Source organism: Pelagibacterium xiamenense (assembly GCF_021166475.1).
Lineage (GTDB): Bacteria > Pseudomonadota > Alphaproteobacteria > Rhizobiales > Devosiaceae > Pelagibacterium > Pelagibacterium xiamenense.
In genome coordinates this window covers 830,544-843,144 of the sequence record NZ_JAJOYS010000001.1, presented here as the reverse complement: position 1 = coordinate 843,144, position 12,601 = coordinate 830,544, and the positions used below count along the sequence as shown (strand labels likewise).

Sequence of the window (12,601 nt, the reverse complement as noted above, 5' to 3'; positions counted from 1 at the left end):
GGTTTAGCCCCATATGCGGCATAGCATAGCGGGAATCGAACGCGAGGGCATGAACTTGGCAGAGAGTTTCAATCGGCGCGAGCCCCGGTCAGGGAACGGTCTTACCGCGCTTTTGGGCGACACCCCGAGCCGGGTCTTTATCCGGCTCGTGCTCTTAAGCCTGCTCGTAGGCTTCATGATGGCTATTTTCGGGGTCAGCCCCGAAGACCTCCTGCGCGGCATCCAGCGCATGGTTTCGGGCCTTTTCGACGACGGCTTCGCCGCGTTCCGGCAGGTCGCCGCGTATATCCTCACCGGCGCGGTCATCGTCGTGCCGATCTGGATCGTCCTGCGCATCCTCGCAATGGGCAAAAAACGCTGACGTTCCGGGAACTTCCCGCGGCGGCGATCCGTTCCTGAGAAGCGTATGCCGATCAAGGAGGACGGAACAATGACTGTTGCACGGGTAACCGAAATCTCTGCAACCTCGCCGACGAGCTTTGACGACGCGGTCCAGCAGGGGATCGCACGAGCGTCGAAAACGCTGCGCGGAATGAAGAGCGCCTGGGTCAAGGACCAGAACGTCGAGATCGAAGACGGCAAGATTTCCCACTATCGCGTCAACCTGTCGGTCACCTTCGTTCTCGAGGACTAGCTGCACGCTTCAAGACAAGCCACCCTCCCATTGTAAAACGGGTCGCTTTGCCCTGGCCGGCGACTCGTTTACACCCGACTTGTCTTTGTTTTCGGGGGATCGATCACCATGCAGCCCGTCATTTTTATCACCGGCGCCACCTCCGGCTTCGGCCAGGCCACAGCGCGCAAGTTTGCGTCCAATGGCTGGAAGGTGATTGCGACGGGCCGCCGGGTCGATCGGCTCAACGCGCTCGAGGACGAATTTCCCGGCATCGTTCACGGCATCACGATGGACCTGACCGATGCCGCGAGCATCGATGCCGCCGTCGCCGCCATCCCCGAAGGCTTCAAACCGGTCACGTGCCTGTTCAACAATGGCGGCCTCGCTCTGGGCACTCAGCCGATCCCCGATGTCGACACCGGACAGTGGCGCACCATGGTCGAAACGAACGTCATGGGCCTCCTGCATACCACCCTCGCCCTCCTGCCGCTCATCAAGCAGGTGGGCAAGGGCGCGTCGATCATCAACACCGGTTCGATCGCCCAGCGCTTCGCCTACGCCGGCGGCAATGTGTACGGCGCAACCAAGGCCTTCGTGCATCAGTTCTCGATGAACCTGCGGACCGATCTGGCGGGCACCGGCATCCGCATCACCTCGCTCGAACCAGGCCACGCGAAATCCGAATTCACCGCCGTGCGCACGGGCGGGGATTTCGATGCCAACGAGAAGATGTACGCGGACAACGATCCCCTGATGCCCGAAGATATCGCCGAGGCCGTCTGGTGGGTCGCGACCCTGCCCGACCATGTCAACATCAACGTGATGGAGATCATGCCGGTCTGCCAGGTGCCGTCCCGGCCCGTGATCCTGAAGCGCGACGACTTCGAAAACTGACAGGCCTCGCGTTTCGTCAACAAAAATGACGGTTAGGAGCTTTTTTACCCTAACCGCCATAATCTCTGGGCACACCAGAAAGGTCCCAGAGCACCCATCATGAAATTTCGTATCTCCACTCGTCTGTACATCATGGGCGCAATTGCGCTCGGGATGATGACCGTCGGAACGCTGTTCAGCGTCCTCAACACTCAGAACAAGCTCGTCGAAGAGCGCAAGACCATGCTTAGCAGCATGACCGACACCGTGACGTCGACAATCGCGGCGTACGCGGCGCTGGCGGAGGACGGCACGCTGAGTGTGGAGGAGGCGCAGGCGCGCGCCATCGAGGCCATTCGCCCCATGCGCTATAGCGGAAGCGAATATTTCTGGATCAACGACATGAATTCGACGGTCGTTATGCATCCTATCAAGCCCGAACTGGAGAACCAGGATCTTTCGACGCTGGAAGACCCCAATGGCAAGCGTATCTTCCCTGCCTTCGTTGAAACTGTCGCGCAAAGCGGCTCGGGCTTCGTCGACTACCTCTGGCCCAAACCCGGCAGCGATCAACCCCAGCCCAAGCTCTCGCACGTGGAAGGCACCGAATGGGGCTGGATCGTGGGTACGGGCGTTTATACGGACGACCTCTCGGCGTTGTTCTGGGAAAACGCCGCCCTGCTCGGCGCCGCCCTGGTCGCGGGCTTTATTGCCATGGGCGCCGCAGCGTTCGTCATCACCCGCTCGATCACCAGGCCGGTCAATGCCCTGACCGCCGCCATGGGGAGGCTCGCCGAGGGCGACAATTCGGTGGACATCCCCGCCACCAGGGCAACCGACGAAGTCGGCGACATGGCCCGCGCGGTGCTGGTTTTCAAGCAGGCGGCGATCGACAAAGAGGCCATGGAAGCCGAAGCGGCCGAGACCCGGCAGCAACGCGAGGCGGAGCGTGCCGCAAGCGAGGCGGAACGCGCCAGCGCCCAGGCAGACAAGGCGCGTGAGGCCGAGGCCGACATGGCCGCCGTCGAAAGCCTCGCCAAAGGGCTGTCCGCCCTGGCCTCGGGCGACCTCACCTACCGGATCACCGAAACGCTTCCTGAAAAGGCACGGCGGCTGAAGGACGATTTCAACGCGACCGCCGACAAGCTGAGCGACGTCGTCGCAAAGCTGCGTACGACCTCGCGGGCGCTCAAGGCCGCGACAGGGGAAATCCTCGCGGGCGCCAACGATCTGTCCGAACGCACCACCAAGCAAGCCGCAGCCATCGAGGAAACCTCGGCGGCGATGGATCAGTTGACGAGCGCGGTCACCGCGAATGCCGAAAAGGCCGATGAGGCCTACGCCGGCAGCCAGACCGCCGCAAAGCTGGCGAGCGAAGGCGGCGGCACCATGCAGGCGGCCACCACGGCCATGGAGCGGATCACGTCGTCCTCTTCACAGATTTCCAACATCATCGGCATGATCGACGACATCGCCTTCCAGACCAATCTTCTGGCGCTCAACGCCTCGGTCGAGGCCGCGCGCGCCGGCGAAGCGGGCAAGGGCTTTGCGGTCGTCGCCATCGAGGTGCGGCGCCTCGCGCAGTCGGCCGCCGACGCTTCGGCGGAAGTCAAAACGCTTGTCGAAAGGAGCGGCGAAGAAGTCGCCGGCGGCTCCAAGCTGGTCGCCGATGCGGCGTCCAAGCTCGCCGACATTCTCGAGGCCGTGCAGTCGAACGCCAGACTGATGCAGGGCATTTCCGAGGCCAATCGCGAACAGACGGACGCCATCCGCGAGGTCAGCACCGCCATCCGGCAGATGGACGAAATGACCCAGCACAACGCCGCGCTCGTCGAAGAGACGAATGCGGCCATCGAGCAGACCGAAGCCCAGGCCACCGAGCTTGACGGCATCGTCGAGGTGTTCACGATCGATGCGGCCAATAGCGCGGCGAATGATGGGGCCGGCGCGCAGCTGAAGTCCGACGCCCGCGGCCTTCAGAAGAAGGCCTCTCAAGCGGCCCGAAGCTATCTCTCGGCCGGCAACGCCGCGATCGACACCGACTGGGCAGAATTCTGACCCCGCGCATATTCAACCAGGCGAAAGGCCCGGCATCGCCGGGCCTTTTCCGTTTCTGCAGTCCGAGAATCGGATAGCGTTCCGGTTCGTTTCAAAGCACCGCGTCCGGCCACATCCATGTCCCGCCCGCAACACCCGTTCACCGTCCGCAACAAGGACGTCTGGGCTATCGCCCTGCCCGCTTCGCTCGCGTTCATCACAGAACCGGTCGCGGGGGTGGTCGATACCGCCGTCATCGGGCAATTGGGCGATGCGGGGCTTCTGGGCGGGCTGGCGCTCGGTACCGTCGCCTTCAGCGTCATCTTCGCGCTGGCCTTCTTCCTGCGCTTCGGCACCGCCGGGCTCGTCGCTCAGGCCGTCGGCGCGCACGATCCCAAAGACGGGCTTCTGCATCTGGCCCGCGCCATGCTCGTCGCTGTCGTTCTCGGCCTTGCGTTACTCGCACTATCGGTGCCGGTCTACTGGTTCTTCGCCGCCACGCTGGCGCCGCCGGAACAATCCCAGGCCGCCTTCGCCGATTATCTCTTCACCCGCCTCTGGTCGGTACCCTTCGTCTTCATCAATTACGTGCTCCTGGGCTGGTTCTATGGCCGCGCCGCGGCAAAGACCGGCATGGTGCTGCAGATCCTTATCAACGTCGTCAACATCGTCCTCTCGATCGCTTTCGTCTTCGGGCTCGGCTGGGGTGTCGTCGGCGTCGCGGCGGCAACTGTTATCGGCCAGGTTTGCGCCAGCGCCATCGGCCTCGTCATCGCCGTGCGGCACTATGGCGGCATCGCCGGCATTCTGGCCGCCACACCGCGCGCCGCGCTGCTCGACCTCACCGCGATCCAGCGCATGGTGGGGATCAGCCGCGATCTCATCATCCGCTCGGCGGCGCTTATGGGTGCCTTCGCCTTTTTCGCCGCCCAGCGCGCACGGATGGGCGAGGTGATCCTTTCGGCGAGCACCATCCTTTTGCAGCTGTTCGCGATCTCGGCGTTCTTCCTCGACGGCCTTGCCACGGCAACAGAACAGCTTTGCGGCCGCGCCGTCGGCGCCAATTGGCGTCCGGCCTTCGAGACCTCCGTGCGGCTGAGCCTCCTCTGGGGCCTTGTCATCGGCGGCGCGTTGACGATTATCCTCCTCACCTTCGGCTGGGTCGCCATCGACCTGATGACCACCAATGCCGCCGTCCGCGAAAACGCGCGGACCTACCTCGTCATGGCGGCGCTGACCCCGCTCACGGGCATGACCGCGTTCGTTTACGACGGCATCATGATTGGCGCGACATTGAACGTCACCATGCGCAACGGCATGCTCGCTTCGCTGGCCATCTATCTCGCCACGGCGATTATTCTCCAGCCGCTCTTGGGGCTCTGGGGCCTCTGGCTGGCGCTGCATGTCCTTCTGCTCACCCGGGCGGGCATCTATGCGGTCGCCATCGAACGACGAAAAGCCGACCTCTTCACCTAATGCGTTGCGCGCCCCAGGGCCCAGTCGTCGATCGCCGTCCCGGTGAGCCCTGCCACCGAGGTCAGCCCACGCTCGGCAACAGCCTGCGCGAGCCCGGCCTTGATCTCGTCGATCATCTCGAGCCCGCCATAGACCAGCGCCGAATAAAGCTGCACCGCATTGGCGCCCGCCTCGAATTTCGCCACCGCGCTCTTGCCCGAATGGATGCCGCCAACCCCGATGATCGGAAATTCCGGCCCCACGCGCTGACGCATTTGCGCGAGCCTCTGGGTCGCGAGTGCGAAGAGCGGCCTGCCCGAGAGCCCGCCCGTTTCCCCGGCATTGGCCATCCCCGCGACCGGCTCGCGCGACAGCGTCGTATTGGACACGATCAGCCCGTCGATCCCGCTTTCGAGCACCACCCGCGCGATACCGTCCATCTCGGGCTCGGTCAGGTCGGGCGCAATCTTTAGGAAAACCGGCGTCTGGCGCGGCTGCGCGGCCCGTGTCTCGGTGATCGCGCCCAAAAGCCGCGTCAGCGCCTCGTCGGACTGAAGGTTTCGCAACCCCGGCGTGTTGGGCGAGGAGATATTGGCCGTCAGATAGTCGGCGATGGGCGAAAACGCCCTCACCCCGAGAACATAGTCAGCGACGAAATCCTCGCTGTCCTTGTTGGCGCCGACATTGACGCCGATCACCAGGCTGCGGTCCCGATCCGCCAGCCGCTCGAACGCGGCGGCGTGGCCCTCGTTGTTGAACCCGAGCCGGTTGACGACCCCCATGGCCTCGGGAATGCGGAACAGCCGCGGCGTCGGATTGCCCGTCTGTGCCCGCGGCGTCACGGTCCCCACCTCGACAAAGCCGAAACCGACCCTGGCGAGCGGCCCTGGCACCTCGGCGTTCTTGTCGAACCCCGCCGCCATGCCGACCGGATTGGGTAGCTTCAGTCCGCACAGTTCCGTCGAGAGGCTCTGCGGGTCCGGTTCGCCCTTCGGCGCGAGCCCGTACTTCAGCGCGTTGATCGTCGCCCGGTGCGCGGTCTCGGGCTCCATCTTCAAGAGCGCCTCGCGGGTGAATTTCTGAATGCCCTTGTGACGCAGGAAGTCCGCCAGCCCCATCAGTCGATCTCCGGCAGGTCAAACCCGCCATCCCCGCGCGCATCGAGCGGGCGCTCGGCGATCACCGCCGCCATGGGCAGGGGGGCATAAAGATGCGGGAACAGCGCCCCGCCGCGCGAGGGTTCCCATTTGAGGGGATGGGGCAGAAGGTCCGGGTCGATCGTCGCCAGCACCAGTCCCGACTGCCCGCGATAATGCTTGTCGAGGGTTTCGGCGAGCTGTTCTGCGGTCGAAAAGTGAATATAGCCGTCGGCAAGGTCAACCGCCGTGCCCTTGAGTTCGCCGGCCACCCACGCGGCCTCCCAGTCGGCCTTGCTGGCGATTTTATAGATCGGTTCTGCCATGTCCGCTTCCTTGTCAGCGGGACCCTACAGGCGGACCGGTGCACTGCCAAGGCGCGTTTTGACTTTACAAAAAGGTTAACACCCTATAGGAAGAAATAGGATTTGTTTCCCTTTATTGGAGACTTCATTCCTCTACCATGCTTTCGCACCGCGCCATATGGGCTGCCCTCGACGCCCTTGCCGAGCGGCATCAGCTTTCGACATCGGGCCTGGCCAAACTCGCCGGGCTCGACGCGACGGCGTTCAACCCCTCAAAGCGCGTCTCGAAGGACGGGCGCGAGCGCTGGCCGTCGACCGAGTCCATCGCCAAGGTGCTCGAGGCCACCAACGAGACCTTCGACAGCTTCCTTTCGGGCTCGATGCCCTATTCGCAAGCCCCCGCGCGTGTCTCGTCGCCGACCGTGCCCTTGCTGGGCTTCGCGCAGGCGGGCTCGGGCGGCTTTTTCGACGCCGCGGGTTTCCCCGCCGGCCAGGGCTGGGACGAGGTGCGCTTCCCCGGCTTTTCAGATGGCACGGCCTACGCCCTCGAGGTCACCGGGGACTCCATGCAGCCGCTCTATCGCGACGGGGACGTCCTTATCGTTTCGCCCACCGAGCAATTGCGGCGCGGCGACCGTGTCGTCGCGCGCACGCGCGATGGCGAGGTGATGGCCAAGATCCTCTATCGGCGCACCGAAAAGCAGATCGAACTGCATTCGATCAATCCCGACCACGCTCCGCGAATCTTCAAGCCCGAAGAGATCGACTGGATCGCCCGGATCCTGTGGGCGAGCCAGTAGGCCTGGCCCGCCCTGCCGCCGCCTAACGGCAACCGGCCCGTTCGAGCATATCCGAAAGAATGATCGGAGCGGCGGGCGTCTGTGCCCATGTGCCGCTGTCGGGTGCCGCCGCGGCAATGGCAGCCCAGGCCGTATCGCTGCCCAGGCTGAATGAATGGGGGCATTCGAGGTCCATCCCGGCGTCCCCGGCCATCGATACGAGATATCCCGCGCTCTCGCCAATCCCTGTGAGATAGAGGCTGAGGCGGTCGCGCGCGGCGCTGTCGTTCGCCGCATCCGAGATCATATTCGCGACCGTGGCGACCGAGACATGGCCTTGCACCGTGCGGTCCAGGGACTGTGCCAGCCCGGCTACCGGCAGCGCAACGATGGCGACAAAAACGCTCAGAGCGAACCGCTTTAAGCGGCGGTGAAGGGTGAAAGGGGAAGCATACATTGCAAGGCTCCTGGCCTGGTTAGAGACAGGAACTATCGTTTTGCGAAAACTAATTATTGTCAAACGATAATTTTTGCTTCACATTCGGACCATCCACTGACGAACTCGAATGGACCCTTTGCGCATGACCGCCACCGTACCCATCTCCGCGCCCCTTTCCGCACCCGTCCGCACGGGCATTGCCGCACTGCGGTTGGGCGCGCTCGTCGCCGCGATCGTACTGCCTGTGGGCATGGCCCTCTTCTGGTTCACGCTCGACCGCTCCGGGCTGGCGAACCTTCTCCATATCCCCGCAGGCGCACCGCGTCCCGTCGGTCTTCTGGAGCGCGGCGCCGGGTTCGGGCTTTCGATGATCCCGCTCGGCATCCTTGTCTTCGGGCTGATCCGGCTCCGTGCCTGCCTTGCCGCCTTTCTTTCAGGCGCCATCTTTTCGAGCGCGGCGAGCGGCGGGTTGCGCGACTTTGCGATCGCCATCGGCGCCAGTGCGCTGATCAAGCCGTTCATCGGGGCGCTCCTGAGCCTCGTTTTGAGCTGGTCGGCACCGCCGGGCCAACGCATGATCGCCTTCTACGTCTCCTCGGACACGATCCTGTTCGTGCTTTTTGCCGGCACCATTTCAGCCATGGCGTGGGCGATGCAGCAAGCCGCTTTGCTGGCCGAAGAAAACGCGCAGTTCGTTTGAGGATGCCGCCATGCCGATCAAGGTAAACCTCGGCGTCGTGCTGGCTCAGCGCGGCGTCAAATCCAAGGACCTCGCCGAACACATCGGCATCACCGAGGCCAACCTCTCGCTCTTGCGGCAGGGCAAGGTCAAAGGCGTGCGGTTTGAAACGCTCGCGGCGATCTGCGCCTATCTCGAGTGTCAGCCCGGCGATATTCTCGAATACGCCGAAGAATAGGCGCGCGCTGGAGCGCTTCCGGAATAAGCGGGCACCACTTATTCGGTGCGGAAGCGCGACAAGACGAGGACCTGGAGCTTCTATACTGATTCCATCAAGACAGCAGCCCCAGGCGCGCCTGTCGCCTAGGCTGCAAGCTGCCCGCTCACGCCCTTCTCGATCAGCGCGCGGGTGTTCTCCACCCCGTAAAGCGCAATGAACGAGCCGAAGCGCGGGCCCTGGTCCTGTCCGAGCAGCACCTGATAGATCGCCTTGAACCAGTCGCGCAGGTTCTCGAACGGATGGGTCTTGCCGATCTCGTAGACGATGTTCTGGAGTTCCGTCGCATCCGTCGACCCGGCATGGGGCGCGAGCGCCTCGGAAAGGTCGCGCAGCGCCGCCGCTTCCACGTCCGTCGGTGTCCGGAACGCCTTTTCGGGCTTCACGAAATCCTCGAAATACCGGATCGCGAAGGTCGCGAGCTTGGCGAGTTCGGGGTGATTTTCCGGCGTTCCACCCGGCACGTAGCGCTCGATAAAGCCCCAGAGCACCGTCTCGTCCTCCGCGTTCGCCGCCGAAACGAGGTTCAGCATCAGCGCGAACGAGATCGGCACGTCGTAGGCCGGAGGCCTGTGCGAATGGATGTGGTAGGCCGGGTTTTCCAGAAGCTGCGCGGCGTCCTGATCCTGCGCGGCCGCGGCGAAAGCATAGTATTCGTCCACCGCCTTGGGGATGACGTCGAAATGCAGCCGCTTGGCCGCCCTGGGCTTCTGGAACATGAAGAGCGACAGGCTCTCTGGCGTGGCATAGCGCAGCCATTCCTCGATCGAGAGGCCGTTGCCCTTGGACTTGGAAATCTTGGCGCCTTCCTTGTCGAGGAAGAGCTCGTAGTTGAACCCTTCGGGCGGTGTGCCGCCGAGCGCGGAAACGATCCGGCTCGAAAGCCGCACCGAGTCGATGAGGTCCTTGCCGGACATCTCGTAATCGACCCCGAGCGCGTACCAGCGCAGTGCCCAATCGGCCTTCCACTGGCACTTGACCTTGCCGCCGGTCACCGTGGTTTCGATATGCGCGCCGGTATCGGGATCGAGATAGACGATCGTCCCCGAGGCCGCATCGCGCGCCACGATCGGCACCTGCAGCACCTTGCCCGTCGTCTGGGAAATCGGCAGGAAGGGCGAATAGGTCGCCCGGCGCTCTTCTCCGAGGGTTGGGAGAATGATCTCCATCACCTCGTCATAGACTTCGAGCATGCGCATGAGCGCCGCGTCGAACTGGCCCGAGCCGTAATATTCGGCGGCAGACGCGAACGTATATTCGAACCCGAAATCGTCGAGAAACGCCCGCAGCCGCGCGTTGTTGTGCGCGGCAAAGCTTGGATATTCGTTGCCGAACGGATCCGGCACGCGCGAAACCGGATAGCCAAGAAACCCTGCCAGCATCTCCTGATTGGGCAGGTTCGTCGGCACCTTGCGCAACGCATCCATATCGTCGGAAAAAGAGATCAACCGGGTCGGGATCCTGTCTCCGGTCAGAAGCCGGAACGCCGTGCGCACCATGGTCGTCCGCGCGACCTCCCCGAACGTTCCGATATGCGGCAACCCCGATGGTCCATACCCGGTCTCGAACACGGCCTCGCCCTTGCCCGATTTCTCGACCCGAGCAACGACTTTACGCGCTTCCTCGAAAGGCCATGCGCGCGCGTTGGAAGCCGCTTCGATGGCGGCGGGATCGAGTGGTGACAGCGTGCCGGACACGGGTGCCCATCCTTATGGTTTGCAATGGTGGAAGATCAAGCGACGCCGGTGTTGCACTATCGGCCCGGAAAGGTCAATGGCAGGGCGGTGCAGACTGTTATGACAGGTTGTCCGCAAGGTGATCAAACACCAGCCTGATGCGGCGGCTCGTTCGTAGTTCCCTGTGTGCGACGAGCCATGTCGGCACGCTGAAGGCTTTGAGAGTGTTCAAGACTGGAACAAGTCCGGAAATCGACATCGCGATTTGGTCGGGCAAGATGATCATGCCCAAACCGGCGCACGCCATCTGCAAAGCCGCGACCTGAGACGATGAACTCAGGCGGAAATTCGCTTTCGTGAGATTGAGCCCCGCCGGCACCAGGTACCCGAGCATCCGGTCGGCTTCGATGTAGCTGACGATCTGGTGCCCCGAAAAATCGTCCTCTCTGGGTTCTCCGTTGTTCTCAAGATAGGTGGGGCTGGCATAAAAGCGCATGATCTGCTCGCGAACGCTTCTGGCAATCAGGTTGGGCTGATCGGACGGTGTATGCCGGATCGCGATATCGGCTTCGCGACGCATGAGGTCTCTGACACCGTTGTCGGCAACGACATCGATCTTCAGCAACGGCGCTTTCCGACACAGTTCGCTCAGGATCGGCGGCAGGACATAGGCTGACATCAGCTCGGACGCGGTAATGAGCACCTTGCCTTCGATCGACTGGGATTTCCCCGAAGCTGCCAGCGATAGCATATTGGCGCCGCTGGCCATGGAACGCACGTGATCCAGCAACTCCAACCCTGCCCGCGTCAATGTGACCGACCGTCCAGTGCGCTCAAACAGCGTGACGTCCAAGGAATGCTCAAGAGCGGCAATCTGCCGACTGACCGTGGGTTGCGTCTGACCAAGCGCGCGGGCGGCGGCCGACAGAGACCCCTCCTCGGCAACGGCTAGCAGTGTCTTCGCCAGATTCCAATCAAACGACATGCCATCGGTTGTATGCTATTTCCGTATACTCAGCCTACATTTATAGACAATTTACTAGCAAAAAATGTATCGATAGACATCGAGTCCAGGCAGGACCGCCGAACCCGTGATGACACCGGCGGACCCGAAAAGGACAGAAATAATGAAGCTCGTAGTGTTGGGTGCCAATGGCCGTACCGGAGGACTTGTGGTTCGAGAGGCGCTCGACAAGGGTGCGATTGTCACCGCGGTCGTGCGCTCGGATGCGAAACGCCCGGCGATCCGGCACAACCGGTTAAGCGTTGCCGTCGGAGATCCCTGCGATCCGCAATTTCTCTCTGGGGTGTTTCGGGGACAGGATGCCGCGATCTCGGCGCTTGGCGGTCGGCGGCCGACAAAAAGGGCAACGTCGATCTATTACAGGTCTGCGGACGCGATAATTGAAGCTACGTCACAAACCGGCGTCAGGAAGATTCTCGTCACCTCCAGCGCGCTCCTTTTTCCACCCAGGCGGCTACTCGATAGGTTCCTGATGGCGGTCGTGCGCAATGTCGTGCAGAGCGCGATCCTCATGGAGCGCAAACTGAGCGCGGCAAACCTCGATGTCGTCGTGGCACGGTGTGGGTTTCTAACCGACAGAAACGAAACGCGATATCGTGCCGAACCCGGGTCTCTACCCGTTGATGGCTCGTCCGTGGCGCGTTTGGGCCTTGCCATGTTTCTTGTCGATACGGTCCATAGGTCCCCGTCCGGCTTTCAGGTCTATGGCGTATCTGGCCCCCGGGATCGGGGACAAGGGGTTGAAAGCCCCTCAGGCCGATAATGGACAGGCGATTTCGCCGATCCTCCCAAAAGCTGCCAGCCCGCTCACCGCCTCCCCCTTACCCGCTTGCACCGCAATGCGCCATCTCTTAACGTCGCTCTACCGCCCAAAAACAGGTTTCCCGCATGCAGCTCTCGCCCATCGACGCCCTCGTTTATTCCATGGTCATCGCGGCCGTATCGGACAGGGACATCACCGACCGCGAAATCGACCGCTTCGCGGCACTCATCAGCCGCTGGCCGGTGTTCGAGAGCTTCGACATCGCGCGCCTGCCGCAGGTTGCGACCGACTGCGTCGAACTGATCAACAAGGGGGGCCTCGATGCACTGCTGGTTGCCATTTCCGACGCGCTCGAGCCGCGCCTGCAGGAAACCGCCTATGCGCTCGCGGTCGAGATCACGACGGTCGATCTGACGCTCAACCAGGAAGAATTGCGGCTCCTCGAGATGATCCGCGACGCCTTTTCCATCGACCGGCTCACCACCGCGGCAATCGAAACCTCCGCCCGCATCCGCCACCGCCGGCTGTGATGCCGGCACAGC

At 62.9% G+C, this 12,601-nt stretch carries 15 protein-coding genes; 10 read left to right on the top strand and 5 right to left on the bottom strand.

From position 1 onward, the window contains the following. The first annotated feature begins 49 nt into the window (after positions 1-49). From LSG43_RS04125 to LSG43_RS04105, 5 genes are all read left to right on the top strand, one after another. The gene (locus LSG43_RS04125; RefSeq protein ID WP_231801526.1) at positions 50-361 is read left to right on the top strand and encodes a DUF6460 domain-containing protein; all 312 of its coding nucleotides are present in this window, start codon (positions 50-52) and stop codon (positions 359-361) included. A gap of 69 nt (positions 362-430) precedes the next feature. Further along, positions 431-634: a dodecin family protein gene (locus LSG43_RS04120; protein ID WP_231801524.1), complete on the top strand. Its 204-nt coding sequence runs from the start codon at positions 431-433 to the stop codon at positions 632-634. Between the two features lie 108 nt (positions 635-742). Beyond that, complete coding sequence (locus tag LSG43_RS04115) at positions 743-1,510, top strand: SDR family NAD(P)-dependent oxidoreductase (RefSeq protein ID WP_231801522.1); 768 nt, start codon at positions 743-745, stop codon at positions 1,508-1,510. 99 nt (positions 1,511-1,609) lie between these two features. Then, positions 1,610-3,547 (top strand): methyl-accepting chemotaxis protein, encoded by a 1,938-nt coding sequence (locus LSG43_RS04110; protein WP_231801519.1) that lies wholly within the window; start codon positions 1,610-1,612, stop codon positions 3,545-3,547. A gap of 117 nt (positions 3,548-3,664) precedes the next feature. Further along, positions 3,665-5,002, top strand: a complete 1,338-nt coding sequence (locus LSG43_RS04105; RefSeq protein ID WP_231801516.1) for an MATE family efflux transporter — start codon at positions 3,665-3,667, stop codon at positions 5,000-5,002. Here LSG43_RS04105 and LSG43_RS04100 read toward each other — a convergent pair. Beyond that, a complete protein-coding gene (locus LSG43_RS04100) occupies positions 4,999-6,099 on the bottom strand; it encodes a quinone-dependent dihydroorotate dehydrogenase (protein ID WP_255713985.1) in 1,101 nt (366 codons plus the stop codon). The two genes, LSG43_RS04105 and LSG43_RS04100, sit on opposite strands and share 4 nt — an antisense overlap. After that, positions 6,099-6,443, bottom strand: coding sequence for a DUF952 domain-containing protein (locus LSG43_RS04095; protein WP_231801514.1), 345 nt, complete (start codon positions 6,441-6,443; stop codon positions 6,099-6,101). Before LSG43_RS04095 ends, LSG43_RS04100 begins: the two co-directional genes overlap by 1 nt. A 137-nt stretch (positions 6,444-6,580) precedes the next feature. On the opposite strand from LSG43_RS04095, the gene LSG43_RS04090 reads away from it, so the two are divergent. Further along, complete coding sequence (locus LSG43_RS04090; protein WP_231801507.1) at positions 6,581-7,222, top strand: S24 family peptidase; 642 nt, start codon at positions 6,581-6,583, stop codon at positions 7,220-7,222. 22 nt (positions 7,223-7,244) lie between these two features. On the opposite strand, the gene LSG43_RS04085 is transcribed toward LSG43_RS04090, so the two are convergent. Continuing rightward, entirely contained in the window at positions 7,245-7,658 is a 414-nt protein-coding gene (locus LSG43_RS04085; RefSeq protein ID WP_231801503.1) for a hypothetical protein, read from the bottom strand. A gap of 124 nt (positions 7,659-7,782) precedes the next feature. On the opposite strand from LSG43_RS04085, the gene LSG43_RS04080 reads away from it, so the two are divergent. Then, positions 7,783-8,340 carry a DUF2975 domain-containing protein gene (locus LSG43_RS04080; protein WP_231801502.1) on the top strand — a complete coding sequence of 186 codons (558 nt, stop codon included), beginning with the start codon at positions 7,783-7,785 and terminating at the stop codon, positions 8,338-8,340. 10 nt (positions 8,341-8,350) lie between these two features. Beyond that, positions 8,351-8,557: a helix-turn-helix domain-containing protein gene (locus LSG43_RS04075; protein ID WP_231801501.1), complete on the top strand. Its 207-nt coding sequence runs from the start codon at positions 8,351-8,353 to the stop codon at positions 8,555-8,557. 125 nt (positions 8,558-8,682) lie between these two features. On the opposite strand, the gene LSG43_RS04070 is transcribed toward LSG43_RS04075, so the two are convergent. Together LSG43_RS04070 and LSG43_RS04065 are read right to left on the bottom strand one after the other, a co-directional pair. Beyond that, the gene (locus LSG43_RS04070) at positions 8,683-10,293 is read right to left on the bottom strand and encodes a lysine--tRNA ligase (RefSeq protein WP_231801500.1); all 1,611 of its coding nucleotides are present in this window, start codon (positions 10,291-10,293) and stop codon (positions 8,683-8,685) included. A 97-nt stretch (positions 10,294-10,390) separates the two neighbouring features. Continuing rightward, positions 10,391-11,257, bottom strand: coding sequence for a LysR family transcriptional regulator (locus LSG43_RS04065; RefSeq protein ID WP_231801499.1), 867 nt, complete (start codon positions 11,255-11,257; stop codon positions 10,391-10,393). Positions 11,258-11,399: 142 nt separating this feature from the next. On the opposite strand from LSG43_RS04065, the gene LSG43_RS04060 reads away from it, so the two are divergent. Both LSG43_RS04060 and LSG43_RS04055 read left to right on the top strand, forming a co-directional pair. After that, positions 11,400-12,059, top strand: coding sequence for an NAD(P)-dependent oxidoreductase (locus LSG43_RS04060; RefSeq protein ID WP_231801497.1), 660 nt, complete (start codon positions 11,400-11,402; stop codon positions 12,057-12,059). A 125-nt stretch (positions 12,060-12,184) separates the two neighbouring features. Further along, a complete protein-coding gene (locus LSG43_RS04055) occupies positions 12,185-12,589 on the top strand; it encodes a tellurite resistance TerB family protein (protein WP_231801495.1) in 405 nt (134 codons plus the stop codon). Positions 12,590-12,601: the final 12 nt, after the last annotated feature.

What these genes read in the sequence shown, in the direction of transcription:
- LSG43_RS04125 (WP_231801526.1), top strand. Translation starts at nt 50, where the DNA reads ATGAACTTGGCAGAGAGTTTCAATCGGCGCGAGCCCCGGTCAGGGAAC.
- LSG43_RS04120 (WP_231801524.1), top strand. Translation starts at nt 431, where the DNA reads ATGACTGTTGCACGGGTAACCGAAATCTCTGCAACCTCGCCGACGAGC.
- LSG43_RS04115 (WP_231801522.1), top strand. Translation starts at nt 743, where the DNA reads ATGCAGCCCGTCATTTTTATCACCGGCGCCACCTCCGGCTTCGGCCAG.
- LSG43_RS04110 (WP_231801519.1), top strand. Translation starts at nt 1,610, where the DNA reads ATGAAATTTCGTATCTCCACTCGTCTGTACATCATGGGCGCAATTGCG.
- LSG43_RS04105 (WP_231801516.1), top strand. Translation starts at nt 3,665, where the DNA reads ATGTCCCGCCCGCAACACCCGTTCACCGTCCGCAACAAGGACGTCTGG.
- LSG43_RS04100 (WP_255713985.1), bottom strand. Translation starts at nt 6,099, where the DNA reads ATGGGGCTGGCGGACTTCCTGCGTCACAAGGGCATTCAGAAATTCACC.
- LSG43_RS04095 (WP_231801514.1), bottom strand. Translation starts at nt 6,443, where the DNA reads ATGGCAGAACCGATCTATAAAATCGCCAGCAAGGCCGACTGGGAGGCC.
- LSG43_RS04090 (WP_231801507.1), top strand. Translation starts at nt 6,581, where the DNA reads ATGCTTTCGCACCGCGCCATATGGGCTGCCCTCGACGCCCTTGCCGAG.
- LSG43_RS04085 (WP_231801503.1), bottom strand. Translation starts at nt 7,658, where the DNA reads ATGTATGCTTCCCCTTTCACCCTTCACCGCCGCTTAAAGCGGTTCGCT.
- LSG43_RS04080 (WP_231801502.1), top strand. Translation starts at nt 7,783, where the DNA reads ATGACCGCCACCGTACCCATCTCCGCGCCCCTTTCCGCACCCGTCCGC.
- LSG43_RS04075 (WP_231801501.1), top strand. Translation starts at nt 8,351, where the DNA reads ATGCCGATCAAGGTAAACCTCGGCGTCGTGCTGGCTCAGCGCGGCGTC.
- LSG43_RS04065 (WP_231801499.1), bottom strand. Translation starts at nt 11,257, where the DNA reads ATGTCGTTTGATTGGAATCTGGCGAAGACACTGCTAGCCGTTGCCGAG.
- LSG43_RS04060 (WP_231801497.1), top strand. Translation starts at nt 11,400, where the DNA reads ATGAAGCTCGTAGTGTTGGGTGCCAATGGCCGTACCGGAGGACTTGTG.
- LSG43_RS04055 (WP_231801495.1), top strand. Translation starts at nt 12,185, where the DNA reads ATGCAGCTCTCGCCCATCGACGCCCTCGTTTATTCCATGGTCATCGCG.